Origin of the sequence: Bradyrhizobium sp. S3.2.6, assembly GCF_040546885.1 — a bacterium.
GTDB lineage: Bacteria > Pseudomonadota > Alphaproteobacteria > Rhizobiales > Xanthobacteraceae > Bradyrhizobium > Bradyrhizobium cytisi.
This window is the reverse complement of record NZ_JBEPOS010000012.1, coordinates 100,855-126,088: the sequence shown is the minus strand read 5'-3', so window position 1 is coordinate 126,088 and position 25,234 is coordinate 100,855. Positions and strand designations below refer to the sequence as shown.

Genomic DNA, 25,234 nt, shown 5'->3' with positions numbered 1-25,234 from the left:
TAGACCTACTCTGCTGCCTGGACCGCGACCTGCGCGACGTCGGCCGTGGGCTTGGCGGGCTTGTACGTGGCGTAGAGCGCAAGGCCGGTGAAGACGAAGCCGCCGACGAGATTGCCGAGCGTCACCGGGATCTGATTCCACAGCCACCAGTCGGAGAGGCTGACCTTGGCGCCCAGCAGCATGCCGGTCGGGATGACGAACATGTTGACGACGGCGTGCTCGAAGCCGAGCGCGAAGAACAGGAAGATCGGCAGCCAGGTCGCCGCGATCTTGCCGACCGTGGAGGTCGAGGTCATCGCCATGACGACGCCGAGGCAAACCAGCCAGTTGCAGAGGATCGCCTTGACGAAGACGGAGACCATGCCCGCGGTGCCGATCGCGGCATTGCCGATGGTCTTGGCTTCGGCCACCGCAACGATCCTGGCGGCGACGCCAGCGACCTCGACCTTGCCCATGTTGGTGAGCGAGATCGCGATCAGCGCGCCGAACGCAAGGCTGCCGAGCAGATTGGCGACGAAGACCCAGGACCAGTTGGCGATCACCGCATTCCAGCTCGCCTTGCCCTCGAGGCGCGCCAGCGGAATGATGGCGAAGCTGCCGGTGACGAGCTCGAGGCCGAGCAGAACGATCATCACGAGGCTGACGGGAAAGATGAGCGCGCCGACGAGAGGCTGGCCGGTGGTGAGAGCGCCGCTGAAGGCGAGCGTGGTGGCAGCGCCGAGCAGCGCGCCGGAAATCGCGCCGCGGATCATGATGTCGCGCGGTGCGAGTGCCAGCTTCTTCAGGCTGGCATCGACCATCGAGGCCACAACGTCGGAGGGTTTCGCGTAATCCATATCGAAGCTCCAGCTTGCCGCGCGAAAGGCGGCGTCAACGGGTTGAACGGACGTCGATCGCTGGGAGCCGGTTGGAGGCGCATAAGCGCCCAGCCGGAACCCGGAACGATCCGATCAGCTTCGTTGCTGCGGAAATCCACCATGGACTGGAGCCGCCGGCGCCCACGCCGGACGGCTTGGGTTCTCCCTATTCAAGGAGTGTGCCAACGCAGCATAAACGGCAAAGCCGTATAAGATCAGTGGTTTAGGATTGTGTGCAGTGCATGAAGTGGACCGCAATTCATGCCGCTTCAGGCAGCAATGGCCCAAAGATTAAGCTTCGAATCGATGTGATTAAGAAATGAGCAGGCTTTATTGAGCCCGTCTCCCGACCTCGAACGAGGACAGATAGCCGCTGAGATCGGCGGGATCGAAGGCCGGTCCGGCGAAGGCCCTGAACGGGGTGTTGGCCTGACCGTCTCCGCTGTGGCCCAAGGCAGCATCGTAGAGATCCGGCCGGAACACGGCCATGGCGGTCTTGAGCGCCTCAGCGCTCAGCGCCGTCTGCCCCCAGCGCACCATCTGCGCATAGAGCCAGGCAGCCTGGACCGGCTCTGGGCGCCCTGCCCCTTCGCGCCCGACCAGCAGGTAGCGAGCACTTTCACGGAACGTACCGTCGGGCGAAATCTTCAGCCGCCCCGTGAGCGTGCGCTGGATGACTTCGGCATCGACGCCGATCCGTTCAGGCTGCGCCAGGATATGCGATGTCTCGGCGAGGTTTGCGGTCTCCTCGATGAATTCGGTCCCCTTCACCGCCGCGCGCACCAGCGCCGCGACCACGTCCGGATGCTTGTCGGCCCAGATCTGGCGCACCGCCAGCACCTTCTCCGCGGCACGCACCAGGATATCGGAAACGAAATGCAGGATGTGGCCGATGCCGAGATCGACGGCGACCGAATTCCAGGGCGCGCCGACGCAGAAGGCATCGACATGACCGTTGGCGAGGCTGTCGACCATGTAGGGCGGCGGGAGCACCACCAGACGCACGTCCTCATCGGGATCGACGCCGGCCGCCGCCATCCAGAACCGCAGTTGGTAATTGTGGGTCGAGAACGGAAAGGTCATGCCGAAGGTCAGCGGGTCGGCACCCGCCTTGCGCCGCTTGGCCACCACCTTCGCCAGTGCTTTCGCGGTCGCGAGCGGATCGAAACGATCGCCGTCGATCTCCTCCATCAGCGCGGCAAGGAGTGCCGGCGACACCGTGATCGCATTGCCGTTGATGCCGAGACTGAAGGGCGCCACGATCGGCACCTTGACGTGGCCGAGCCCGAGCGAGGACGCGATCGCCACGGGCGCGAGCAGATGCGCGGCGTCGAACAGGCCGATGTTGAGCTTGTCGCGGATGTTGGACCAGGACACCTCGCGCACCAGCTCGACCTCGAGACCCTCGGCGGCGGCAAAGCCCTTGTCCACGGCGATGATCAGGGCGGCGGCATCGACCAGCGGGATGAACCCGATGCGGAGGGTCGCGGTCATTTCAGCATCTCCGACGCGGTGATGATCGACTGCGCGATCTCGCCGATCTTCTTCTTCTCGCGCATGGCGGTGGAACGCAGCAGCACGTAGGCCTCGTCCTCGTTGAGGCCCTTGACCTTCATCAGGATTCCCTTGGCCTTCTCGATGATCTTGCGGTCCTCGAGCTGCGACTTGGTCCGCTCCAGCTCCTCCTGGAGTTTTGCGAAAGCGTTGAAGCGCGACACGCAGAGGTCGAGGATCGGCTTGATGCGCTCCTTCTTCAACCCGTCGACGATGTAGGCGGACACCCCTGCCTCCACGGAGGCCTGGATCGAGGATGAATCGCTCTGGTCGACGAACATCGCGATCGGCCGCCGCACGGCGCGGCTGACCTGGAACATCGCCTCCAGCACGTCGCGGCTGGGGTTTTCCAGATCGATCAGGATGATGTCGGGGTCAACGGCGTAGATACGCGCAAGAAGGCTCTGCATCTCGCGGATATGGACGATTTGCGTGAATCCGGCCTCCCGCAATCCTTCCTCGAGGATCGCGGCCCGGATCGGGCTCTCGTCGACAATCACGATTTTAGGCGACTGTTCGGCGCTCATAGCTCACTCGCAACCCGGCGATTCATCCATAGCATGCCGAACGGCGATGCAAAGGGTTGTAATTATGAGCAATTGGGATTAGCTCAAGCCCGTCAATCAGGCAGATTTGGATATGGATCAGACGGCTGCGCCCAAGGTCAGCTTCGTGTCGCTCGGGTGAGCCTGAGACATCGAATGTAAACTTTCGGCGCACGCTCCGAAAGAAAGGCCGTCCGGAGGCGGCCGTCATCTGGACCATTAACTCGTCAGTCCCGGTAATGATCTGCAAGAATGAAATGTTCGAGCCAATGCTCGTCGCGTGTCCGGCGTTCGTTCCGGCCTGGCACGCTTTCCTCAATGAGTGGAAAGATAGCGACGAAGAACTGCCGTACTATTTGGCGCTTGGAGATTTAGCTCACCATCTCGTGGAGCAGCTCGACGCCGGCGCGACCCAAAATTTCGAAGCTGTATTTGACGTGATTGAGCGATGGCATCGCCACGGCGAGTCCTACGTAAAAGAGGCGGCCACGATTGGTCTGCTTGAGGGAATTCAGAACGTCTCTCTGAAAAGAGGTATCAACCCCAGAAGGTTCGAATTCTGGCTGAAACCGGAGTCGAAGCGCTCGTGGGATGGGCTAAATCGCTTCTGGAACGGTGAAGATGTCAGCTCAGACGATTGAGCGTCCATTTCACATCGTCAGATGTTGAATTTTTCCATCGGATCAACTAGTTGGATCGCATATCCGAACAATTCAAATACAGGCTCCAGGCGATTACATGAAAAGAGCGCCGACTATATCTTTCGCATCGCTCGGCTGTCCCAAGGCATTGGTGGATTCCGAGCGCATCATCACGCGCCTGCGCGCCGAGGGCTATGAGCTCGCCCGCAAGCATGACGGCGCCGACATCGTCATCGTTAACACCTGTGGCTTCCTCGACAGCGCCAAGCAGGAGTCGCTCTCGGCGATCGGCGAGGCCATGGCCGAGAACGGCAAGGTGATCGTAACAGGCTGCATGGGCGCCGAGCCCGAGCAGATCGAGGAGGCCTATCCCGGCGTCCTCTCCATCACCGGTCCGCAGCAATATGAGAGCGTGCTTGATGCCGTGCACCGCGCACTGCCGCCGGCGCATAATCCCCATCTCGACCTGGTGCCGCCGCAGGGCATCAAGCTGACGCCGCGGCACTACGCCTATCTGAAGATCTCCGAAGGCTGCAACAACCGCTGCACCTTCTGCATCATCCCGAAACTGCGCGGCGATCTGGTCTCGCGTCCGGCCAATGACGTGCTGCGCGAGGCCGAGCGCCTCGTCGGTGCCGGCGTCAAGGAGCTGCTGGTGATCTCGCAGGACACCTCGGCCTACGGCGTCGATCTCAAGTATGCCGAGAGTCCGTGGAAGGATCGACCGGTCCGCGCAAGATTCCTCGACCTCGCCCGCGAGCTCGGCGAGCTCGGCGCCTGGGTCCGGCTGCAATATGTCTACCCCTACCCGCATGTCGACGAGGTCATCGCGCTGATGAACGAGGGCAAAGTGCTGCCCTATCTCGACATCCCGTTCCAGCATGCGAGTCCCGAGGTGCTGAAGGCGATGAAGCGCCCCGCTGCACAGGACAAGACCCTGGCGCGCATCAAGCGCTGGCGCGAGGAATGCCCCGATCTGGCGCTGCGCTCGACCTTCATCGTCGGCTTCCCCGGCGAGACCGACGCCGATTTTGCCTATCTGCTCGACTGGCTCGATGAAGCCGAGATCGATCGCCTCGGCTGCTTCAAATACGAGCCGGTTGCGGGCGCGACGTCGAACGCGCTCGAAGGTGCTGTGCCCGCCGAGATCAAGCAGGAGCGCTACAACGCGCTGATGGCGCGCCAGCAGAAGATCTCGGCGCGCAGGCTGAAGCGCAAGGTCGGCACGCGCCAGCAGATCATCATCGACGAGGTTGGTCCGACGGTGGCCAAGGGTCGCTCCAAGGCCGATGCGCCGGAGATCGACGGCGCGGTTTATCTGACGAGCCGCCGCCCCTTGCGCGTCGGCGAGATCGTCACCGCGAAGATCGAGCGCGCCGACCAGTACGACCTGCACGGCAGCGTCGCGGGATTCTGAGGCACTCCGTCATCGCGGATGCTTTCACGCTAGCCATTTCGGCACCCAGCGCTCCGGGCGCGGTCCACGCGCGAGATCGGCCTTTGCCTCAGCGAGCAGAGCCGGCTCGCCGCCGATGGTCGGGCGCACATCGTATTCGAAGTTCGGCATGACGCGGCCGTCGGCATAGAGACCGAATTTCATCGCGTACCACAGCCCGAGCTCGGGCTGCGCGCGGCGCATCTCCTCGCGCAGGTCGCGCAGCAGAGATTCGATCGAGGCGGCCTCCTCGAACGGCTGCGGCCCGCGCGACAGAACGCGCGCCTCGTATTGCTTGCCGACGATCGCGACCTCGAAATGCGTCTTGTCCCACGCGTTCTTGCCCTTCGGCAGATGCGCAGCGAGCCGCCAGCCGAGCTCGGCCATCAGGCGGTGATTGGCCCAGTATTCTTCGCGGTCCCGGCTCCACTTCTCAACGAAGCCGCGGAAGTCTGGCAGCTCGCATGCGCCGTCCTCGCAGGCGACAGGCTCGCCGGTCGGCCGCCGGGCGAGCCATTGCGCAAGCTCGACCGTCTGGGGCTCGACCTCGTCGTGCGGACACAGATCGTGCCAGGCCTTGTCGAATTGCTGCGACGTCAGTTTTGCAAGCAGTGCGTCGAGGGACGGCGCGAGCAGCTCGTAATCGCCCTCCGAGCCGAGCCCCACGATCGGAGGATCGTCGCGGTCGAGACCGGCGCCGTACCAGCCGCCGACCGCCGAGCCGTCCGGCAGGCGCATGAACAGCGCGAAGCGGTCGCGCAGCGGACTGCCGTCGAAGATCGGGGCCTGGTCGGAGAACTGGCCTTGCAGCGAGAAACAGCCGACGCTGCCCCAGGCCCGCCCGTTCAGCCACCCGGCAAAATCCAGCAGCAAAGGCGGCGCCTCGATGCCCGGCGGAAACGCGCCGCGAATGCTGTCGAGGTCGATCGGATAAGGCGTTTCGGACAAGGCTGAAAACTGTCTGGTTGGTCCCGTCCCTCTTGGTCTGCCCCGGCCTGCCGCCGGTTCGAGCCAATTCGCATTCCGAGATCACAAACGCGCTAGAGGCTTGTTGGTTTCTACGCAGCAAACTATGAAACGAGCGTGCGATGGCGGAATACGACCGGGCCATCAAGCTCAACCCGAAATTTGTGCCGATACGTTCGCGCTTTACGGCGTTCAGTAGGTCCCGCTTGACAAGCCGTGCCTTTCGGCTGTAGGGACGCGCCCCATGATCAATTCCCGGACCCATCTGCGCCAGGCCATGCGTCGTCGCTCCCGCGACGATGATGGGTTGCGCCATGTCCGACGACGCCGCTGAACCAGTAGCTTCAGCATAGTTTTCGAGAAGGCCGCACCCGCAAAGTGCGGCCTTCTTGCTTTTCGCGTCCCTTTTCACCCGCCCCCAGATCTTCGCTACCTCAAGAGGAGCTCGACATGACCACCGCCACCCATCCGTATGACGCGCTGATGGACATCACCGCACGGCCCAAGGCCGTGTTCGTCCGTGGCGCCGGCTCATACCTCTGGGACGACAGCCGCAAGCGCTATCTCGATTTCGTGCAGGGCTGGGCCGTGAACTGCCTCGGCCACTCCCCGCCGGCGGTTGCGGATGCGTTGGCTTCGCAGGCCAGGCGGTTGCTCACGCCGAGCCCGGCCTTCTACAACGAGCCTGGCCTCAAGCTCGCGCAGGCGCTCGTTGCAAGCAGCGCGTTCGACCAGGTCTTCTTCGCCAATTCGGGCGCGGAGGCCAATGAGGGCGCGATCAAGCTCGCGCGCAAATATGGTAGCCGGCACAAAGGCGGGGCGTTCGAGATCATCGCGTTCGAAGGCGGCTTCCACGGGAGGACGCTGGCGACGATGTCGGCCTCGGGCAAGAAGGCGTTCGAGCCGCTGTTCGAGCCGAAGGTTGCCGGCTTCAAGAAGGCAAAGCTCAACGACATTGCCTCGGTCGAGAAGCTGATCGGCAGCAACACCGTTGCGGTGATGCTCGAGCCGATCCAGGGCGAGTCCGGAGTGTGGCCGGCAACCGATCAGTTCTTGCGGGAGCTGCGCGCGCTGACCCAGGCCCATGGCCTGCTGCTGATTTTCGACGAGATCCAGACCGGCATGGGCCGGACCGGAAAGCTCTTCCACTACGAGCATACCGGGATAGCGCCCGACATCATGACGCTCGGCAAGGGCATCGGCGGCGGCGTGCCGCTCGCAGCTTTGCTTGCGACCGAACGTGCCTCCTGCTTCGAGCACGGCGACCAGGGCGGCACCTTCAACGGCAACCCGGTCATGTGCGCTGCCGGCCTTGCGGTGCTCGGTGAGGTCGGTAAGCCGGATTTCCTGAAGTCGGTCACCGAGACCGGCCTGCTGCTCGAAAGCGAGCTGCAAAAAGTCTCGGCGCGGCACGGCCTCGGCGGTGTGCGGGGACGCGGGCTGCTGCTCGCGCTCGACCTCAAGCTGCCGATCGCGCCCGGTATCGTCGCGCAGGCGTTCGAGGCCGGCGTGCTCCTCAACGCACCGCAGCTCGACGCGCTGCGCTTCATGCCGGCGCTCAACGTCACGAAGGGAGAGATCGCCGAGATGATCGATTGTCTCGATACGATTTTGACGAAAGCCGGCGCGGCACGGAGGGTCGCGTAGGGTGGGCAAAGCGAAGCGTGCCCACCATTCAAGACCGCCGCCGCGAGATGGTGGGCACGGCGCTTTGCGCCTTTGCCCACCCTGCGAAAGCCGTATCCGCTGTCGGAGCAATGGCCGCGACCTACGGCTTTAAAATCGACGCGCCGGTGGTGTGGCGGCTTTCGAGGTCGATATGGGCCTTGGCGGCGTCCTTGAGCGCATAGGCGTGGTTGATCGGCACGTGCAGCTTGCCGTTGATGACGGCGGAAAACAGCGTGTCGGCGCCTTCCAGCAGTTCCTTGCGCGTGCCGACGTAGTCGTTGAGCTTCGGCCGCGTCGCAAACAGCGAGCCGTGATTGTTCAATTCGGCGATCGAGAACGGCGGCACGGGCCCCGAGGCATTGCCGAACGAGACGAACATGCCGCGCGGCTTCAGGCACGACAGCGAGCCTGGGAAGGTCGTCTTGCCGACGCCGTCATAGACGACATCGCAGCCCTCGTTGCGGCTGATCTGCTTGACGCGTGCGACGAAGTCTTCCTCGTTGTAGAGGATGACGTGGTCGCAGCCATTGGCCTCGGCGAGTTCGGCCTTCTCGCGCGAACCGACGGTGCCGATGACATGGGCTCCCAGCGCGCTCGCCCATTGGCAGGCCAAGAGGCCGATGCCGCCGGCCGCCGCATGGATCAGCACGCGATGATGCGGCTCGACCTTGAAGGTCTTGTGCAGCAGATACCAGACAGTCAGCCCCTTGAGCATCAGCACGGCACCCTGCTCGTGAGTGATGTGGTCGGGCAGCTTGACCAGCTTCTCCCAGGGGATATTGCGCTCGCTCGTGTAGGCGCCGAGATTGTGGTAGTAGGCGACGCGGTCGCCGGGATGGAAATTCGTGACCCCCGGCCCGACCGCCAAGACCTCGCCGGAGGCCTCGTTGCCGGCGATGAAGGGCAGCTCCGGCGCTTTGTAGAGGCCGGTGCGGTAATAGACGTCGATGAAGTTCAGGCCGACCGCATGTTGGCGGATGCGCACCTCGCCGGCAGCAGGCGCCGGGACCTCGACGCTCTCATAGACCAGCGCTTCGGGGCCTCCGACCTTGTGCACACGGACCGCTTTGGTCATCACCTGACCTCCTCTTCTCCAGCGCCAGCGAAAGACATAGCGCCCGCCTTGTCAACTCGACCCAAATTGGAGCGACTAGACGGACGGCTTGCTGGCCTTCTTGCGGTTACGATTCGCCAGCACGTTGAAGAACTCGACGGCCGCCGAGAACGCAATTGCGAAATAGATGTAGCCGCGCGGGATGTGGAATTTGAATCCGTCCGCAACCAGGGCGACGCCGATCAGCACCAGGAACGCCAGCGCCAGCATCTTGGTGGTCGGATGCTCCGCGACGAATCGCGCCACCGGTCCCGACGAAATGTACATGATCAGGCAGGCGATCACGACGGCGGCGATCATGATCTCGAGGTCCTGCGCCATGCCGATTGCGGTGATGATCGAGTCCAGCGAGAACACGATGTCGATGACGATGATCTGGACGATCACCCAGAAGAAGGCACTGCCGCCGGAGTCCTTCTTCCCCTCGCCGTCATCGGCCTCGACCTCGGCGTGGATCTCGTGCGTCGCCTTCGCGATCAGGAACAGGCCGCCGCCGATCAGAATCAGGTCGCGCCATGAGAAGTCGTAGCCCGCAAACGAGAACACCGGCGCGGTCAGGCCGATCAGCCAGACCAGCACGCTGAGCAGGACGATGCGGAAGACCAGCGCCAGCGCCAGCCCGATCTGGCGCGCGCGCCGGGCCTGTGGCTCGGGGATGCGCGAAACGATCACCGACAGGAAGATGACGTTGTCAATGCCGAGCACGATCTCGAGCGAGGTCAAAGTGAGCAGCGCGGCCCAGGCCTCGGGGCTGGTCAGCAAATGCATCATGCCAACGACCTTGCGAGGCGGATCAGCGCGTCGCTGAACACGATCCAGAGCGCGATCGCGCAGAGCGCAACCGTCACGCCGGTGCCGACGCGAAAATCCATCTCCAGCACGTAAAGCCCGAGCAGCGACCAGATCGCAATCAGCGACATCGTCAGCCAGCGCAGCCGCACGACGCGAACCGGATGCAGGACGTGGAATGGCACGAAGGTCAGCACCACCAGCGCCGCGACCAGCAGCGTCGATGACAGCGGTGGCCAGTGCAGCAGGAACAAATAGAACGCCGCCGCATTCCACAGCGCCGGGAAGCCGCGGAAATGATTGTCATCCGCCTTCATGCGCAGATCGGCGAAATATAATGCGCTGGTGACGATGATGGCGATACCGAGCAACGGCGCCGCCACCGGCAGCAACAGGCCGCTCGCCACGATCGCGTAGGCCGGCACGAAGACGTAGGTGACGAAGTCGACGATGAGATCGAGCACGTCGCCCGACCAGTTCGGCTGTACCTTCTTGACGTCGAGCCGGCGCGCGATCGGTCCGTCGACGGCATCGATGATCAGGGCGACGCCCAGCCAGCCGAACATCGCGGCCCAGTGCTCGCGCACCGCCTCCAGCATCGCCAGGAGCGCGATCGCAGCGCCAAAGGCGGTGAAGATGTGCACCGAAAACGCCGCGACCCGGATCGCGGGTTTCGGCTTGAGGGAATCCTCTTGGCTGTCGATCTGAGTTTCCATGGCTCCTGCTACCAGAACGGGACCGGTTTGCACATCCGCCGTCGCGGCATTGCGCCGCGCAATTCGTCATAAAATCAGGCAAAATAGGTGGGCTTGTATTTGCCGTGGGCCGTGTCACATGTCGTTCCATGACAGACGCATCCACACTCTTCGACGTCAGTGTTATCGGCGGCGGACCGGCAGGCCTTGCGGCAGGCATTGCGCTGGCACGGGCCGGCGCGCGGACCGCGCTGCTGGCACGGCGCCTGCCCTACGCCGACAATCGCACCACCGCGCTGTTGGGGGCCTCCGTCGATCTGCTGGAAAACCTCGACGTCTGGCCGCGCTGCAGGGACAAGGCGGCGGCGCTCGAGGTCATGCGCCTCGTCGACGACACCGGGCGGTTGTTCCGTAGCCCCGAGGTCCGGTTCTCCTGTCATGAGATCGCGCTCGACGCGTTCGGCTACAACATCGACAACCGCTCGCTGATGCTGGCGCTCGAAGCACGCGCGGCCGAGCTTCCCGACCTTGTCCGCTTCGACGACGAGGCCGAGAACGTCGTCATCGAAGCCGATGACGTCGCAATCCGCACGGCGTCCGGACAATTCCTGACCGCGCGGCTCGTGGTCGGCGCCGACGGCCGGCACTCGCTGTGCCGGGAGGCCGCCGGCATTGCCGTGACGCGGCGCGAGCTGATGCAGACGGCGCTGACCTTCAATGTCAGCCATGCCCGCCCGCACCGCAACGTCTCGACCGAGTTCCACACGCCACACGGCCCTTGCGTGTTCGTGCCGTTACCCGGCAACCGCTCCAGCATCGTCTGGGTCTCGGCGCCCGCGGAGGCCGAACGGATTCGTGGCCTGAGCGACGAAGACCTTTCCGCAGCGATCGAGAAGCAGTCGCATTCCATTCTCGGCCGCATGACGGTCGAGCCCGGCCGCAACCTTTTTCCGCTGGCGATCGAACGGCCAAATTCCTTCGCGCGCGACCGCATCGCGCTGGTCGGAGAAGCCGCCCATGTGCTGCCGCCGATCGGTGCCCAGGGCCTCAATCTCGGCCTGCGGGATGCCGCCGATATTGCGAGGCTGGCTGGCGAGGCGATCGCATCGGGCCGGGATCCCGGCGCGGCCGACGTGCTCAAGCACTACGACCGGGCGCGGCGTCCGGACATTTTGAGCCGGACCTTTGCGATCGACATCGCCAATCGCTCGCTGCTCAACGATTTCCTGCCACTGCAGCCGGTCCGTGCCATCGGCATGCACCTGCTTGGCGCCATCGGTCCGCTCCGGCGTTTTGCGATGCGCGAGGGGCTGACGCCGACCTGGCGAAAATAGCCCGCTTACGGAAACGCGAGCCGGCCGGTCTGGAGCAGCCACATCACGCTGGTCAGCGTGACCACGGATGCGAACGTTCCGAGCAGCGCGGCGATGGCTGCGCCAAAACAGGCCGACAAGATCAGCGGGTCGAGCACGATCTGCTTCAGCACGACGGCGAAGGGAACGGCGGGTTGTTCAATTCCGCGAACGGCGTCTTCGACATGATCGCAAACAGCAGCGCCGGCAGCGACACGTAGAGCAGGAAGAAGTTCATCCGGGCGAGGCCCGATTCCGGTAGTGACTTGGCCTTGCCACACGCGAATCCGACGAAGATCAAGCCAAAATAAGATAGTGCCAGATTGAGGATATCGACCATCGATAAAGTGTTTTCTAAAGACTTGGGGTTTATCTGCCCCTTAAGTAGACGTTAATTCCAAATGAGGGCACTAGCATCGGCCACAATCCTGGTCTATCGACGGGGAATGATTAAAGCGCGGACCGCCAAATTTCAGATCGGTCAGGTCGTTCGCCACCGGATCTTCTCGTTCCGGGGGGTGATTTTCGACATCGATCCGGAATTCAACAACACCGAGGAGTGGTGGCTGTCGATCCCCGAGGAGGTGCGGCCTCACAAGGATCAGCCGTTCTATCATCTGCTCGCGGAGAATGCGGAGTCCGAGTACGTCGCCTACGTGTCCGAGCAGAACCTGCTGCCCGACGAATCCGGCGAGCCGATCCGGCATTCCCAGGTCGCCGAGATCTTCATCAAGAACAAGGATGGCGGCTACCGCCCGCGCAATCCCTCTTTGAACTGAGCTTCGCCCGCATCAAGCGGCCCGCAAAAAAGGCGCTCGAAACCGAGCGCCTTTTTCATGTCCGGGATCAGAGCCCGATTACTTCTGAGCCGTCGGAGGCGCGCCGGGTGCGCCACCCTGCTGCTCAAGCTTCTTGCGCTGCTCGTCGGCCTTCTTCTGAAGCTCTTCCTGGAGCTTCTTCTGGGTCTCCTCGAACACCTTTGGATCGGTCGGCGGACCGTCATAGGCCTTCTGGAATTCGCCCGTGAGCGGCAGCGGCAGGGTCAGTGGCGCACCGTTGGCGTTGATCGCCTGCACCACGAGGTTCTGGCCCTTCTTCATATTGGCGATGAGTTCGGGCGTCGCCTCGTAGTCCGACATGCAGCCGTTCTGGAAGCAGATCACATAGGGGCTCTGCAGCGGCGGATTGTTGTCGACGATGACGCGGGTGCCGTGCACGAGCTGCATGCCGAGCGGCAGGGTCACGCGCAGGATCTTCTTGGGCTCGCCTTCCGGCTCGATGATCACGGCCGCGATGACAGGCTGGCCCGATTCGATCCGACCGTCCTTGCCGGTAAAGCAGACCTGCTTGGCGTTGGCGTCCTGGCCCTTGAGGCAGAACTTGGTCCAGGGGGCGTAGATCAGCTGGATTTGCTGATCCGCGGGCTGGCCGCCCTGCGCCGCCGGAGCGCCCGGCTGGGCCGGGGGCTGCTGCGCCTGGGGAGCCGGCGCGGGAGTCGCAGCGGGCGCCTTAGGGGCAGCCTTAGGAGCGGCTTTCGGGGCTGCCTTCGGCGCGGGCGCGCCCGGGGCCGGCGCGGGAGTCTGAGCCTCGGCGGCAAACGGGACGACCAACGCCGTCGCCGTCAACAAGGCGAGAACTCGCCCGCGCGGCCGGACGGACGCGGCCAAATAACGGAAATTCATTGCAGAAAACCCTTTCTGAACGGGAAGTGCCCGAACCGCTCCGAAGCGCCGAAACAAGCCGCCTTGGGCGCGGCTCTCTCCCCGTCAATTGAGGCGGATACGTGACGGGCTCGGCGCTCGTGCGCGATTGCGTGCCTTCTTAACGCGGTCGACGGAAAGATCAATGCCGACAAGCATCTTTGGCTGTTTCCCGACGGGCGCTCAGTGAAATCCCTGTGATAGGATTCAGCCCCTGCCGGCCCTCGAATCAACGTGTCCGAATGTTCATGTTCCAGCGCCTGCTCGAGGGCCCCGGTGTCCGACTCTGTAGCCTCGCTTTGGTCCTCACCATTGGGCTATCGGCGTTCGGCGGCGCCGGGGCCGAGGAGGCCCACGCAATCGCCATGCATGGCAAGCCGGCGCTGCCGGCCGATTTCACCCACATGCCCTACGCCAACCCTGATGCCCCCAAGGGCGGCCGGCTGACCTGGGGAATCCTCGGCACCTTCGACAGCCTCAACCCCTTCATCGTCAAGGGACTGGCCGTGCAGCCGATCCGGAACTACGTCGTCGAAAGCCTGCTGGCGCGCGGCCAGGACGAGCCGTTCACGCTCTACGGCCTGCTCGCCAAAACCGTCGAGACCGACGACGGGCGAAGCTACGTCACATTCCGTCTCGATCCTCGCGCGCGCTTCTCCGACGGCAAGCCGGTGCTTGCCGAGGACGTGCTGTTCTCCTGGGAGCTCCTGCGCGACCATGGCCGTCCCAACCTCCGGCAATATTACACCAAGATTGCCAAGGCCTCGGCACCCGATCCCCTCACAATCCGCTTCGACCTCACCGGCGCCAACGACCGCGAGCTGCCGCTGATCCTCGGCCTGATGCCGATCCTGCCGAAGCACGCCATCGATGTCGCGACCTTCGAGGAGACGACACTGACCGGGCCGATTGCCTCGGGCCCGTATCGCGTCACGGCGGTCAGGCCCGGCGCCAGCGTGACGCTCTCGCGCAATCCCGATTATTGGGGCCGCGATCTCCCGATCAATCGCGGGCTCTTCAATTTCGACGAGATCCGGCTCGACTATTTTCGCGAGGCCAACGGCCAGTTCGAAGCCTTCAAGCGCGGCCTCTATGATTTCCGCGTCGAGAACGAGCCGTTGCGCTGGCACGAGGGCTACGATTTTCCGGCCGCCAGGAACGGCGACGTGATCCGTGACACCGTCAAGCCCGGCGTGCCGCAGCCTTCGGAATTCCTGGTGTTCAACACCCGCCGTCCGATCTTCGCCGACATCCGCGTGCGCCAGGCGCTGACGCTGCTGTTCGATTTCGAGCTGGTCAATCGCAACTATTTCTTCTCGCTCTATTCGCGCGTGGCCGGCTACTTCGCAGGCTCCGACCTGTCGGCCTATGCCCGGCCCGCGGATGCGCGCGAGCGCGAGCTGTTAAAGCCCTTTGCCGCACAGATTCCGCCTGACATCATGGATGGCAGCTATCGGCTTCCCGTCACCGACGGCTCGGGGCGCGACCGGACGACGCTGCGCGCGGCACTCAAGCTGCTGTCCGACGCCGGTTACGATCTCGACGGCACCGTGCTGCGCAACCGCGCGACCAAGGCACCCTTCACCTTCGAGATGCTGGTGACGACCCGCGACCAGGAGCGCATCGCACTCGCCTTCCAGCGCGACCTCAAGCGCGCCGGCATCACACCGAGCGTGCGTTCGGTCGATCCGGTGCAGTTCGACCAGCGCCGGCTGTCTTACGAGTTCGACATGATCCAGAACCGCTGGGACCAGTCGCTGTCGCCCGGCAACGAGCAGTATTTCTATTGGGGCAGTGCTGCAGCGGACAATCCGGGCACCCGCAACTACATGGGCGCCAGGGATCCCGCGGTCGATGCCATGATCAAGGCCCTGCTGGAGGCCCGTGATCATACGGATTTTGTCGCGGCAGTGCGGGCGCTCGACCGCGCTTTGATCGCGGGCTGCTACACAATCCCCCTGTTTAACGTATCCGAGCAATGGATCGCGCGCTGGAATCGGATAGAACGACCATCGACCACTGCGTTATCAGGCTATCTGCCGGAGACCTGGTGGTCGAAGGGTGAGCCTCAAGCCAGTCCAGCGAAGTGACGCCGTGAACCAGCCAGCCGTATCGCCGACGCTCGACACGCTGTTCCAGCGGACGCTGATGCGGCAGCCGCACGCGCCGGCTTTGCTCGATCCCCTCAACAAATCCCGCATCACCGGACATCAGCCGCGGCGGCTGACCTACGCCGAAGCCGACACGGCCATCGATGCGCTGTCGGCGCATTTCGTCGAATCGGGCCTGCCGGCCAATTCGGTGATCGCGATCCAGCTGCCTTCTACGGTCGAGTTCGTGCTGACGGTGCTCGCCGCCCATCGCGCCGGCCTCGTGGTCGCCGTGCTGCCGCTGCTGTGGCGGCAGGCGGAACTGGCAGCCGCGCTCAACCGCACCGCGGCGCGCGCCATCGTCACCATGAGCAAGGTCGACGGCGTCAGCTGTTCCGACCTCGCGATGCACGCCGCCGCCGAAGCCTTCTCGATCCGCCACGTCTTCGGCTTCGGGGCTGATCTGCCCGAGGGCATGGCCTCGCTCGACGAGGTGCTCGCGCGCCCGCCCGGCACCACGCGCACGGTGATCCAGGACGGCCGCAAGGCGGCGATGATCTCCTTCGATGTCACGGCCGAGGGCTTCCGCCCGGTGCCGCGGCCGCATTTCAGCCTGATCGCGGGCGGGCTTGCGATGTCGCTGGAAGCCGACATCCAGCAGGGCGCGACCGTGATGGCGGCGTTCACGCCGATGTCGTTCGCGGGCCTCGCCTCCTCGCTCGCGGTGTGGCTGCTTTGCGGCGGCACGCTGGCGCTGCATCATCCGTTCGAGAGCGAGGTGCTGGAGCAGCAGATCAACGAGCACGCATGCGACGTGCTGATCGCGCCGGCCCAGCTCGCGCTGCGGCTTGGCGATTCCAACCTCGCGGCACGGATGCCGACCTTGCGCAACGTCATCGGGCTCTGGCGCGCGCCGGAGCAGGTGGCCGCAAGCGAAGCCTGGATCGCGCCGCATGCGCCGCTCACGGATGTCTATCTGTTCGGCGAGGCCGGGCTGTTCGGCGCCCGGCGCGGCGAGGACGGCGTGCCGGTGGCGGTGATGCCGGGACCGCACGGCGCCCCGCGCGAGCAATCCGGCTCCTCGATCGCGGGCGATATTCTGCTGACCCCGAAGGGCACGCTCGGCCTGCGCGGCCCGATGGTGCCGATCGCGGCCTACGCGCCCCCGCAGCCGGTCGGCGAGACGCTGACGGCGCAGCCGCCGCGCGACTACGTCGACACCGGCTTTGCCGCGCGGATCGACCGCGCCAGCGGCGCGATCTGCATCACCGCACCGCCCTCCGGCATCATGGCGGTCGGTGGCTATCGCTTCCTCTCCAACGACCTCCAGGAATGGGCGCGCCGGCTCGGCCAGGGCGCGCTGCTGACGGCCCTGCCCGACCGCCTCTCGGGCCATCGGCTGGCCGGCCGGGCCCAGGACAATGCCCGCGCCCGGGAGGCGCTTAGCGAGCTTGGCCTTAACCCCCTGATGGTCGAGGCTTTTCGCGACCGCTCCGGGCCGATCTAGGCGCAGTTTGGCCCGACACATTGACGCTGCATTAAGGCCGCCGGACTAGATTGCGCGGCATCGATTGCGTGATCAGAGTATCCCATGTCCCAGGCGGGCCCGATCCTGTTTGTGTCCAATGCCGAGCGTCCCGCCTTCCTTGCGGCGCTGGACGAGGCCCGTCTCTTTCCGGTCGTCGACAGCGATTGGACGAGCGCCGCGCGCGCCGTCGAGCAGGTTCAGCCGGCCGCGGTCCTCGCCGCCATGCCTGGTGGGCACGAGCCGCATATGGCTTTGCTCGCGAAGAAGATCGCCGATCAGGCGCTTTATCTCCCGCTGGTCGCGCTGGATGCGCAAGCTTCGCTGCCCCACAATGCCCTGCCCTTCGCCACGCGCGGCAACGCTGCCGAACGCCTGATCGCGCGCTTGCGCGCCGCGATCCGCATCCGCACGCTGCACGCCACCGTGCTGCGCCGGCTGCCGGAGGCGAAGGTCGCGGTGCCGGAGACCGATCCGGTGCGCGACGCCATCGTGCTCTTGATCGGCCGCGGCGCGGCTTATCCCGCGCTCTCCGTCGCATTCGGCGAACGGACGGGTGTGGTCGGCGCACTTTCGATCGAGGCCGCGGCAAAACATCTCAACACCCGGGACATCGATGGCGTCGTGCTCACGGACGGCTTCACGCCGCGCGTCACCGATGCCTTCCTCACGGTGCTCGCGGAGGATACGCGCTTCCGCAACCTGCCCGTGGTCGTCACCGCGCACCAGCTCACCCAGAGCTACGACCTGCCCAATCTCGAGCTGATCGCAGGCGAGCCCGCCAAGGTCGCGGCCAACGCGCTGCCGCTGATCCGCCAGCACGCGATGGAAGCGCAACTGAGCCGAACGCTGCGCTCGATTGACGCCGGCGGCTGGCTCGATCCGCGCAGCGGCCTGTTGACGGTCGAAGCCTTTGCCCGCGATTTTTCCAAAGCGGTCGAGCAGACGCTCGCGCACGGCGGCGGCCTGTCGGTGGCGCGCTTCGCCTTCGATCCCGGCAATCCCCGCGCGCAGCTCGATGCCGCACGTATCCTCAGCCGCCTGATGCGCCAGATGGATTTCGGCACAGCACAGAAGGACGGCTCGGTGATCGTGGCGTTCGCCGAGACCGACTTCCGCACGGCACATATGATCGCCCGCCGCCTGTCGGCGGTGATGAAGCACACCTCGAACGGCAAGCACGAGATGCGCAGCGATCCCGTGGTCAGCGTGGATTCGCTGTCGCCGTCGGATACGGCAAGGTCGCTGCTCGGGCGGCTGTCGGCGGACGCGTCAAGGGCGGCGTCGTAATCACAACCTCGCCTACGCCGCCTTCTTTTTCTGCGCGAGCTGCGCAAGCTGCCGCATGATCTCGGTGGTGCCGGCGAGACGCTCCTCCGGCGTCTCCCAATCCTGCAGGAACACCACCTTCATGTCGGGCCGCACCTTGGCGGCTTGGCCGTGGCTGCGGATGAACGTCACCAGGCGGTCGGGATGCGCGAACGAATTGTCGCGGAAGGCGATGACGGCGCCCTTCGGACCGGCATCGATCTTCCCGACATTGGCCTGGCGGCAGAATGCCTTGATCGCGGCGACCTTGAACAGGTAGCGCACCTCGTCCGGCAGCACGCCGAAGCGGTCGCGCATCTCGGCGCCGAAGTTCTCGATCTCCTCCTCGCTGTCGAGATCGGCCAGGCGCCGGTACAGCGACAGCCGCACCGAGAGGTCGCCGACGTAATCTTCCGGAATGAGCACGGGCATGCCGATGGTGATGGTCGGCGACCAGCGGTCGGCAGCGGGCTCGGAGACACCGGCCTTGAGGTTGACGATCGCCTCTTCCAGCATCGACTGGTAGAGCTCGAAGCCGACCTCCTTGATGTGCCCGGACTGCTCCTCGCCCAAGAGATTGCCGGCACCGCGGATGTCGAGGTCGTGCGAGGCGAGCTGGAAGCCGGCGCCCAGCGTCTCCAGCGATTGCAGCACGGTGAGCCGGCGCTCGGCTTGCGCCGTGATCTTCTGCTGCGCCGGCAGCGTGAACAGCGCATAGGCCCGCAGCTTGGAACGGCCGACGCGGCCGCGGAGCTGATAGAGCTGGGCGAGACCGAACATGTCGGCGCGGTGCACGATCAGCGTGTTGGCGTTGGGAATGTCGAGGCCGGATTCCACGATGGTGGTCGACAGCAGGACGTCGAACTTGCCGTCGTAGAACGCGGTCATGATGTCCTCAATCACCGCAGGCGGCATCTGCCCGTGCGCGACCGCAACCTTCATCTCCGGCACGTGCTTGTCGAGGAAGTCCTTGACGTCGGCGAGGTCGTCGATGCGCGGCACCACGTAGAATGCCTGGCCGCCGCGATAGCGCTCGCGCAGCAGCGCCTCGCGGATCATCAAGGGATCGTGCGGGGCCACGAAAGTGCGGACCGCGAGACGGTCGACCGGAGGGGAAGCAATGATCGAGAGCTCGCGGACGCCGGTCAGCGCCAGTTGCAGCGTGCGCGGGATCGGCGTTGCCGACAGCGTCAGCACATGCACCTCGGAGCGCAGCGCCTTCAGCCGCTCCTTGTGGGTGACGCCGAAATGCTGCTCCTCGTCGACGATGACGAGGCCGAGATCGCGGAACTTGATGGCCTTGCCGAGCAGCGCGTGGGTGCCGACGACGATATCGACCGAACCGTCGGCAATACCCTTCTTGACCAGGTTGAGCTCCTTGGTCGGGACCAGGCGCGAGGCCTGCGCCACGTTCACCGGAAAGCCCTTGAAGCGCTCGGTGAAGGTCCTGTGATGCTGGCGGGCGAGCAGCGTGGTCGGCACCACGACCGCGACCTGCTTGCCTTCGAGCGCAACGGCAAACGCCGCGCGAAGCGCCACCTCGGTCTTGCCGAAGCCGACGTCGCCGCAGATCAGGCGGTCCATCGGACGGCCGAGCTCGAGGTCCTTCAGGGTGGATTCGATCGCCCCTAACTGATCCTCGGTCTCGTCATAGGGGAAGCGTGCGCAGAACTCGTCATAGATGCCTTGCTGTACCGGCAGCTTGGGTGCCTCGTGCAAATGCCGCGCAGCGGCGATCTTGATCAGCTCGCCCGCGATCTCGCGGATGCGGTTCTTGAGCTTTGCCTTGCGGGTCTGCCAGCCGGAACCGCCGAGACGATCGAGCTCGACCGTGGTCTGGTCGGAGCCGTAGCGCGACAACAGCTCGATGTTCTCGACCGGCAGGAACAGTTTCGCCTCGGCGGCATAATGCAGCTCGAGGCAATCATGCGGCGCGCCGGCGACGTCGAGCGTCTGCAGGCCGACAAAGCGGCCGATACCGTGATCGGCGTGGACGACGATGTCGCCCGCGGTGAGGCTCGTGATCTCCGAGATGAAATTGTCGAGCTTGCGGCTTGCCTTGCGCGGGCGCACCAGGCGGTCACCGAGGATGTCCTGCTCGCTGATCAGCGCGATCTCGTCGGTCTCGAAACCGGCCTCTAAGCCGAGCACGGCGAGCATGGTCTCGTTGCGCGGCGTCGCCTGTACCGTCCGCCAGGCGTTGACGCTGGTGGTGTGGGTCAGCTTGTGGTCGCGCAGCATCGAGGTCATTCGGTCGCGCGAGCCTTCGCTCCAGAGCGCGATCACAACCTTCTTGCGGTTCGCCTGCAGGCCCATGACATGCGCGACGACGGACTCGAACACGTTGACGGTAGTATCGTTCCGCTCGGGCGCGAAGTCGCGGCCCTTGCGGGCGCCGGCATCGACGACCGAAGTACCGTCGGCCGGCACGGAGAACTGCGTCAATCGCGCCAACGGGATGTCGCCGAGACGCTTGCCCCATTCGTCCTCGGTCAGATAGAGCCGATCAGGCGGCAGCGGCTTGTAGATGGCGCCGCCGCCCGGATGCTCCATCGCATCGCGGCGGGCCTCGTAATAGTCCTGGATCTGCTTGAAGCGCTCGCCGACGGCGTCTTCGGCCTGCGGCTCGATCGCAACGGCCGCGCTCTGCAGATAGTCGAACAGCGTATCCATCCGGTCCTGGAACAGCGGCAGCCAGTGTTCCATGCCGGGATGGCGGCGGCCTTCGCTGACGGCCTCGTACAGCGCGTCGTCACGCTCGGGCGCGCCGAACTCGGCGACATAGCCCATGCGGAAGCGGCGGATGGTGTCTGTGACGAGCTGGAATTCCGAGATCGGGACCAGGTCGAGTGCGCGCATGTCGAGCAGCGTGCGCTGGGTCTCGGCGTCGAAGGTGCGGATCGATTCCAGGCTGTCGCCGAAGAAGTCGAACCGGACGGGCTGTTCGAGGCCAGCCGGAAACAGGTCGAGAATACCGCCGCGCACGGCATATTCGCCGGGCTCGCGCACGGTCGAGGAGCGATTGTAGCCGTTGTGCTCGAGCCAGGCGATGATGGTGTCCATCGGCACAACATTGCCCGGCGCAACCGACAGCGCCTGCGCCGCGACGAGCTCGCGCGCGGGCACGCGCTGCACGATTGCGTTGACCGTGGTCAGCACGATCAGCGGCTTGTCACTGCCGGTGAGCGGGGCCAGCCGCGCCAGCGTTGTCAGGCGCTGCGCCAGGACTCCGCCATGCGGCGAGACGCGGTCATAGGGCTGGCAATCCCAGGCCGGAAACTGAAGCACCGGCAGATCGGGCGCGAAGAATTGCAGCGCGCGTTCGAGCTGCTGCATCCGGGCACCATCGCGGCAGACCACAGCAAGGCTGACGGCCGGCTTCTTCGGCCGCGCCGCGATGGCGCGCGCGAGATCGGAGACGACGAGGCCCTCGGCGCCCTCGGCAACATTGGCAAGCGTCAGCGCGCGGCCGGGTGTCAGCAGCTCGGCCGGAGATTTCATTCCCGGTTTCATAAATCGCGGTCCGCGATCGGATAGGCCTTGATCCGGGCAAACAACGCGCCGGTGACATCGGCCGGCAGCACCTTGTCACCGGTGATGGCGGCGTAGAGGTCGGGATCGGACTCTTCGAGCAGGGTCTCCAGCTCGGTCAGCTCGGCGTCGGAGAGATTGGCGATCTCGGCATCCGCAAAGCGGCCGAGGATCAGGTCCATCTCGCGCGTGCCGCGGTGCCAGCAGCGGAACAACAACCGCTTGCGGCGGTCGTCCAGCCCGTTGCTCGATCGTGTCGTTCCCGTCATGTCTCAATCCAGTCAAACGCAGAAAGCCCGGACGTGCCGGGCCGGGGTGATATAGCCACTCGAACCTGCCGTGTCAGCCCTCGATTTGGCATGGCTTGACGCCCGCGAAGGGCTGCGAAAAAAGCCGTGGATGCCCGGCATAAAGCCGGGCACGACGAGCCGAAACGATCCTAGATTCGCTCTCATGCGCCCCAGCCTGCTCAATCCGCTGTTTGCTCCCGTGACCAGCCTGCCCGGCGTCGGTCCGAAGCAGGACAAGCTGCTGCAATATCTGCTCAGCCGCAACGAGCCGCCGCGGCTGGTCGATTTGCTGCTGCATCTGCCGAGCCAGGTTATCGACCGCCGGGCGCGGCCAAAAATCCGCGACGCGGTCCAGGGAACCATGGTGACCCTGGAGGTTACCGTCGACCGCCACCGCCCGCCCCCGCCGCGCAACGCCCGCGCGCCGTATCTGGTCTATGCCAGCGACGACACCGGCGATGTCGTGCTGACCTTCTTCCGCGCCAAGCCCGGCTATGTCGAGAAGCTGCTGCCTGTCGGCGAGAAGCGGTTCGTCTCCGGCACGCTGCAGATGTACGACGGCATGCCGCAGATCGTTCATCCCGACCGCGTGCTCGACGAGGAGGCGATCTCAAAGCTCTCTGGCATCGACCCCGTCTATCCGCTCACCGAGGGCCTCGCGCTCGGCTCGCTCCGCCGCGCGATCGCGCAGGCGCTGCAGAAGCTGCCGGCCCTGCCCGAATGGATCAGCCCGGAGGTGCAGCGCCGCTGCAATTTCCCGCCGATCGCGGAAGCGCTCAATCGCGTGCACCAGCCGGTCGAGCTGACGGACATTCTGCCGGACCAGCCGTTCTGGTCCCGCCTCGCCTTCGACGAGCTGCTTGCCGGCCAGCTCGCGCTCGCCTTGATCCGCGCGCAGCTCCGGCGTCCCGCCGGCGTGCGCAATGCCGGCGACGGGCATTTGCGCCACAAGATCATCGATGCCCTGCCCTACGCACTGACGTCCTCGCAGCGCGATGCAGCTGCGGCGATCGCGAACGATCTGCAGCAGCCGGTGCGCATGCTGCGCCTGCTCCAGGGCGACGTCGGCTCCGGCAAGACCGTGGTCGCGCTGCTGGCGGCCGCCGCCGTCGCCGAGGTCGGCAAGCAGGCCGCCCTGATGGCGCCGACCGAAATTCTGGCACGCCAGCACATCAAGACGATCGCTCCGCTCGCCGAGCGCGCCGGCATGCGGGTCGCGATCCTCACCGGCCGCGAAAAGGGCAAGGAGCGGCGCGAGATCATCACGCAGCTCGCCGAGGGCGAGATCGATCTCCTCGTCGGCACCCATGCGCTGATCCAGGATGACGTGATCTTCCACGATCTGGCACTCGCCATCGTCGACGAGCAGCACCGCTTTGGCGTGCGCGAGCGCCTGGCGCTGACCTCGAAGGGCGAAGCCGTCGACGTGCTGGTGCTGAGCGCAACCCCGATCCCGCGCACGCTGGTGCTGACTTATTTCGGCGACATGGACATCAGCGAGTTGCGCGAAAAGCCCGCCGGCCGCCAGCCGATCGACACCCGCGCCGTCGCCATGAGCCGGCTCGGCGAGGTCATGGACGGCGTCGGCCGCGCGCTCGAGTCCGGCAAGCTGGTGTACTGGATTTGCCCATTGGTCGAGGAATCCGAGGCGGAGGGGACCGAGCATCTCACCAACGCGACCAAGCGCTTCGAAAGCCTGCAGAAGCGTTTTGGCGATCGCGTCGGCCTCGTCCATGGACAGATGAAGGGCACGGAAAAAGACCGCGTCATGGGCCAGTTCGCCGCGCACGAGATCGGGCTTCTGGTCGCAACCACCGTGGTCGAGGTCGGCGTCGACGTGCCGGCCGCCACCATCATGGTGATCGAGAATGCCGAACGCTTCGGCCTCGCCCAGCTGCACCAGCTGCGCGGCCGCATCGGGCGCGGCTCGGAGGCTTCGACCTGCATTTTGCTCTACAGCGAACCGCTCGGCGAAATGTCGAAGGCGCGGCTGAAAGTGATCCGCGAGACCACCGACGGGTTTCGTATCGCTGAAGAGGATCTGAAATTGCGCGGCGAAGGCGATGTGCTCGGCGTCCGCCAGAGCGGCCTGCCCGGCTACCGCATCGCGCGCCCGGAGGTCCACGGCCAGCTCATCACGCAGGCTAGAGACGAGGCGCTGCGCATCATGAAGGACGATCCGAAGCTGAAAGGCGAGCGCGGCGAAGCGCTGCGCTGCCTGCTGTATCTCTACGAGCGGGACGAGGCGATCCCGCTGATCGGGGCGGGATAACGCCGCCTCCTTGTCATTGCGAGCGTAGCGAAATGCCAATTTAGGCTTTCTTCTTCCCGATATTGGCGGCAAACGCCTTCATCAGCTCCGCATCGACCGCCTCGCCCTTTGCGTCCCCGGCCAGATGCTCGAACCATCTGGCAAAACCCTGGTAGATCTGGCTTGCCGGATGATCCGGCCCGAGGAAGCCGGCAATCTCCTGCATCTCAGCGACCCAGCGATAGGCCTTCGGGATCATGTCGGGCAGCGCGACCTCGAGCCGCGCTAGGATCGCGGGCTGGCTGAGCGCGAGCTCGTCGCGCAGCGCGTCCGCGGCCCCCGCCTTCGTCGCGGCGACCACCATGGCGGAGCCGATCCCGGCGAGACCCTTGACGATGCCGGCGTAGGACATCTTGAGCGCGGAAGCCGCCCCCACCGGGCCTTCGACAATGCGCAGGTCGAGCCCGAATTCCCTGAGCACCGCGACATCCCCGGCATGTTCGCCTGACATGTAGAACGCCGGGCTCTTGCCGCCCGGCTGCGGCGGAAAGCCGATGATGCCGCCGTCGACGAAAGGCGCCTGCGCCGAGCCGATGATCTCCTCGATCCGCTTCACCGTGTCGACATTGACGGCGTTGCAGTCGACCACGACCGGCTTCTTGTTACGTTTCACGATCAATGCGGCGAGCCGCTCGGCCAGCGCCACCGCCTCGCCCGGCGGCACGATCGAGAGGATGATGTCGGCGTCCGCGATCGCCTCGTCCTCGGCGCCGACCATGCCGGCATCCGCCGCCCGTTTCAGCGTCGCCTCGCTGCGCCCTTTCAAGGACGTCAGCACGCGCGCGCCGTTTTCGCTGAGGCGGCGGGCCACCGCGCTGCCCATGGCGCCGGGCGCGAGGATCGCAATGGTTTTCGACATCGAG

21 protein-coding genes and 1 pseudogene are annotated in these 25,234 nt (G+C 65.2%); 9 read left to right on the top strand and 13 right to left on the bottom strand.

Annotated elements, in window-relative coordinates; all coding sequences use genetic code 11:
- Positions 1-5 precede the first annotated feature (5 nt).
- The 3 genes from ABID58_RS21640 to ABID58_RS21630 form a co-directional block, all read right to left on the bottom strand.
- Positions 6-836, bottom strand: coding sequence for a formate/nitrite transporter family protein (locus ABID58_RS21640; protein WP_354034457.1), 831 nt, complete (start codon positions 834-836; stop codon positions 6-8).
- Positions 837-1,187: 351 nt separating this feature from the next.
- Entirely contained in the window at positions 1,188-2,351 is a 1,164-nt protein-coding gene (locus ABID58_RS21635; protein WP_354034456.1) for a CmpA/NrtA family ABC transporter substrate-binding protein, read from the bottom strand.
- Positions 2,348-2,938 carry an ANTAR domain-containing response regulator gene (locus tag ABID58_RS21630; protein WP_148749280.1) on the bottom strand — a complete coding sequence of 197 codons (591 nt, stop codon included), beginning with the start codon at positions 2,936-2,938 and terminating at the stop codon, positions 2,348-2,350. The genes ABID58_RS21635 and ABID58_RS21630 overlap by 4 nt, the downstream gene beginning before the upstream one ends.
- 275 nt (positions 2,939-3,213) lie before the next feature.
- Here ABID58_RS21630 and ABID58_RS21625 point away from each other — a divergent pair, with 275 nt between their 5' ends.
- Positions 3,214-3,597 (top strand): DUF7674 family protein, encoded by a 384-nt coding sequence (locus ABID58_RS21625; protein ID WP_354034455.1) that lies wholly within the window; start codon positions 3,214-3,216, stop codon positions 3,595-3,597.
- Between the two features lie 97 nt (positions 3,598-3,694).
- The gene (rimO, locus tag ABID58_RS21620; protein ID WP_354034453.1) at positions 3,695-5,014 is read left to right on the top strand and encodes a 30S ribosomal protein S12 methylthiotransferase RimO; all 1,320 of its coding nucleotides are present in this window, start codon (positions 3,695-3,697) and stop codon (positions 5,012-5,014) included.
- Positions 5,015-5,038: 24 nt separating this feature from the next.
- Here rimO and ABID58_RS21615 read toward each other — a convergent pair whose 3' ends face one another.
- A complete protein-coding gene (locus tag ABID58_RS21615; protein WP_354034451.1) occupies positions 5,039-5,980 on the bottom strand; it encodes a hypothetical protein in 942 nt (313 codons plus the stop codon).
- A 468-nt stretch (positions 5,981-6,448) separates the two neighbouring features.
- On the opposite strand from ABID58_RS21615, the gene ABID58_RS21610 reads away from it, so the two are divergent.
- Positions 6,449-7,645: an acetylornithine transaminase gene (locus ABID58_RS21610; RefSeq protein WP_354034449.1), complete on the top strand. Its 1,197-nt coding sequence runs from the start codon at positions 6,449-6,451 to the stop codon at positions 7,643-7,645.
- Between the two features lie 121 nt (positions 7,646-7,766).
- Here the strand turns inward: ABID58_RS21610 and ABID58_RS21605 are convergent, their stop codons facing one another.
- The 3 genes from ABID58_RS21605 to pcsA form a co-directional block, all read right to left on the bottom strand.
- The gene (locus ABID58_RS21605) at positions 7,767-8,741 is read right to left on the bottom strand and encodes a quinone oxidoreductase family protein (RefSeq protein WP_354034447.1); all 975 of its coding nucleotides are present in this window, start codon (positions 8,739-8,741) and stop codon (positions 7,767-7,769) included.
- A gap of 75 nt (positions 8,742-8,816) precedes the next feature.
- Positions 8,817-9,551: a TerC family protein gene (locus ABID58_RS21600; RefSeq protein WP_354034446.1), complete on the bottom strand. Its 735-nt coding sequence runs from the start codon at positions 9,549-9,551 to the stop codon at positions 8,817-8,819.
- Positions 9,548-10,285 carry a phosphatidylcholine synthase gene (gene pcsA, locus ABID58_RS21595; protein WP_148749286.1) on the bottom strand — a complete coding sequence of 246 codons (738 nt, stop codon included), beginning with the start codon at positions 10,283-10,285 and terminating at the stop codon, positions 9,548-9,550. The genes ABID58_RS21600 and pcsA overlap by 4 nt, the downstream gene beginning before the upstream one ends.
- 128 nt (positions 10,286-10,413) lie before the next feature.
- Between pcsA and ABID58_RS21590 the strand changes: the two genes are divergently transcribed.
- On the top strand, positions 10,414-11,598 hold the full coding sequence (locus ABID58_RS21590; protein WP_354034445.1) for a UbiH/UbiF family hydroxylase: 1,185 nt from the start codon (positions 10,414-10,416) through the stop codon (positions 11,596-11,598).
- Positions 11,599-11,603: 5 nt separating this feature from the next.
- Here the strand turns inward: ABID58_RS21590 and ABID58_RS21585 are convergent, their stop codons facing one another.
- Together ABID58_RS21585 and ABID58_RS21580 are read right to left on the bottom strand one after the other, a co-directional pair.
- On the bottom strand, positions 11,604-11,735 hold the full coding sequence (locus tag ABID58_RS21585; protein ID WP_354034444.1) for a hypothetical protein: 132 nt from the start codon (positions 11,733-11,735) through the stop codon (positions 11,604-11,606).
- A 26-nt stretch (positions 11,736-11,761) separates the two neighbouring features.
- Positions 11,762-11,956 (bottom strand): annotated as a pseudogene (locus ABID58_RS21580) (AEC family transporter); the annotation flags it as partial.
- 106 nt (positions 11,957-12,062) lie between these two features.
- On the opposite strand from ABID58_RS21580, the gene hspQ reads away from it, so the two are divergent.
- Positions 12,063-12,395, top strand: a complete 333-nt coding sequence (hspQ, locus tag ABID58_RS21575; RefSeq protein ID WP_018317973.1) for a heat shock protein HspQ — start codon at positions 12,063-12,065, stop codon at positions 12,393-12,395.
- A gap of 78 nt (positions 12,396-12,473) precedes the next feature.
- Here the strand turns inward: hspQ and ABID58_RS21570 are convergent, their stop codons facing one another.
- Positions 12,474-13,298 carry an invasion associated locus B family protein gene (locus ABID58_RS21570; RefSeq protein WP_148749288.1) on the bottom strand — a complete coding sequence of 275 codons (825 nt, stop codon included), beginning with the start codon at positions 13,296-13,298 and terminating at the stop codon, positions 12,474-12,476.
- Between the two features lie 260 nt (positions 13,299-13,558).
- Between ABID58_RS21570 and ABID58_RS21565 the strand changes: the two genes are divergently transcribed.
- From ABID58_RS21565 to ABID58_RS21555, 3 genes are all read left to right on the top strand, one after another.
- Entirely contained in the window at positions 13,559-15,406 is a 1,848-nt protein-coding gene (locus ABID58_RS21565; protein ID WP_354034442.1) for an extracellular solute-binding protein, read from the top strand.
- A gap of 4 nt (positions 15,407-15,410) precedes the next feature.
- On the top strand, positions 15,411-16,913 hold the full coding sequence (locus ABID58_RS21560; protein ID WP_354034440.1) for an AMP-binding protein: 1,503 nt from the start codon (positions 15,411-15,413) through the stop codon (positions 16,911-16,913).
- Positions 16,914-16,997: 84 nt separating this feature from the next.
- On the top strand, positions 16,998-18,221 hold the full coding sequence (locus tag ABID58_RS21555; RefSeq protein ID WP_354034439.1) for a GGDEF domain-containing protein: 1,224 nt from the start codon (positions 16,998-17,000) through the stop codon (positions 18,219-18,221).
- A gap of 12 nt (positions 18,222-18,233) precedes the next feature.
- Here the strand turns inward: ABID58_RS21555 and mfd are convergent, their stop codons facing one another.
- Both mfd and ABID58_RS21545 read right to left on the bottom strand, forming a co-directional pair.
- Positions 18,234-21,752 carry a transcription-repair coupling factor gene (gene mfd, locus ABID58_RS21550; protein WP_354034437.1) on the bottom strand — a complete coding sequence of 1,173 codons (3,519 nt, stop codon included), beginning with the start codon at positions 21,750-21,752 and terminating at the stop codon, positions 18,234-18,236.
- Positions 21,749-22,039: an FAD assembly factor SdhE gene (locus ABID58_RS21545; RefSeq protein ID WP_354034436.1), complete on the bottom strand. Its 291-nt coding sequence runs from the start codon at positions 22,037-22,039 to the stop codon at positions 21,749-21,751. The genes mfd and ABID58_RS21545 overlap by 4 nt, the downstream gene beginning before the upstream one ends.
- 184 nt (positions 22,040-22,223) lie before the next feature.
- Between ABID58_RS21545 and recG the strand changes: the two genes are divergently transcribed.
- Positions 22,224-24,332, top strand: a complete 2,109-nt coding sequence (recG, locus tag ABID58_RS21540) for an ATP-dependent DNA helicase RecG (RefSeq protein ID WP_354034435.1) — start codon at positions 22,224-22,226, stop codon at positions 24,330-24,332.
- Between the two features lie 40 nt (positions 24,333-24,372).
- On the opposite strand, the gene ABID58_RS21535 is transcribed toward recG, so the two are convergent.
- Positions 24,373-25,230 carry an NAD(P)-dependent oxidoreductase gene (locus ABID58_RS21535; protein WP_354034581.1) on the bottom strand — a complete coding sequence of 286 codons (858 nt, stop codon included), beginning with the start codon at positions 25,228-25,230 and terminating at the stop codon, positions 24,373-24,375.
- Between the last annotated feature and the right edge of the window lie 4 nt (positions 25,231-25,234).

Excerpts from the sequence above, each read along its gene's own strand:
- ABID58_RS21640 (WP_354034457.1), bottom strand. The coding sequence starts at position 836 with ATGGATTACGCGAAACCCTCCGACGTTGTGGCCTCGATGGTCGATGCC.
- ABID58_RS21635 (WP_354034456.1), bottom strand. The coding sequence starts at position 2,351 with ATGACCGCGACCCTCCGCATCGGGTTCATCCCGCTGGTCGATGCCGCC.
- ABID58_RS21630 (WP_148749280.1), bottom strand. The coding sequence starts at position 2,938 with ATGAGCGCCGAACAGTCGCCTAAAATCGTGATTGTCGACGAGAGCCCG.
- ABID58_RS21625 (WP_354034455.1), top strand. The coding sequence starts at position 3,214 with ATGTTCGAGCCAATGCTCGTCGCGTGTCCGGCGTTCGTTCCGGCCTGG.
- rimO (WP_354034453.1), top strand. The coding sequence starts at position 3,695 with ATGAAAAGAGCGCCGACTATATCTTTCGCATCGCTCGGCTGTCCCAAG.
- ABID58_RS21610 (WP_354034449.1), top strand. The coding sequence starts at position 6,449 with ATGACCACCGCCACCCATCCGTATGACGCGCTGATGGACATCACCGCA.
- ABID58_RS21605 (WP_354034447.1), bottom strand. The coding sequence starts at position 8,741 with ATGACCAAAGCGGTCCGTGTGCACAAGGTCGGAGGCCCCGAAGCGCTG.
- ABID58_RS21600 (WP_354034446.1), bottom strand. The coding sequence starts at position 9,551 with ATGATGCATTTGCTGACCAGCCCCGAGGCCTGGGCCGCGCTGCTCACT.
- pcsA (WP_148749286.1), bottom strand. The coding sequence starts at position 10,285 with ATGGAAACTCAGATCGACAGCCAAGAGGATTCCCTCAAGCCGAAACCC.
- ABID58_RS21590 (WP_354034445.1), top strand. The coding sequence starts at position 10,414 with ATGACAGACGCATCCACACTCTTCGACGTCAGTGTTATCGGCGGCGGA.
- hspQ (WP_018317973.1), top strand. The coding sequence starts at position 12,063 with ATGATTAAAGCGCGGACCGCCAAATTTCAGATCGGTCAGGTCGTTCGC.
- ABID58_RS21570 (WP_148749288.1), bottom strand. The coding sequence starts at position 13,298 with ATGAATTTCCGTTATTTGGCCGCGTCCGTCCGGCCGCGCGGGCGAGTT.
- ABID58_RS21565 (WP_354034442.1), top strand. The coding sequence starts at position 13,559 with ATGTTCATGTTCCAGCGCCTGCTCGAGGGCCCCGGTGTCCGACTCTGT.
- ABID58_RS21555 (WP_354034439.1), top strand. The coding sequence starts at position 16,998 with ATGTCCCAGGCGGGCCCGATCCTGTTTGTGTCCAATGCCGAGCGTCCC.
- mfd (WP_354034437.1), bottom strand. The coding sequence starts at position 21,752 with ATGAAACCGGGAATGAAATCTCCGGCCGAGCTGCTGACACCCGGCCGC.
- ABID58_RS21545 (WP_354034436.1), bottom strand. The coding sequence starts at position 22,039 with ATGACGGGAACGACACGATCGAGCAACGGGCTGGACGACCGCCGCAAG.
- recG (WP_354034435.1), top strand. The coding sequence starts at position 22,224 with ATGCGCCCCAGCCTGCTCAATCCGCTGTTTGCTCCCGTGACCAGCCTG.
- ABID58_RS21535 (WP_354034581.1), bottom strand. The coding sequence starts at position 25,230 with ATGTCGAAAACCATTGCGATCCTCGCGCCCGGCGCCATGGGCAGCGCG.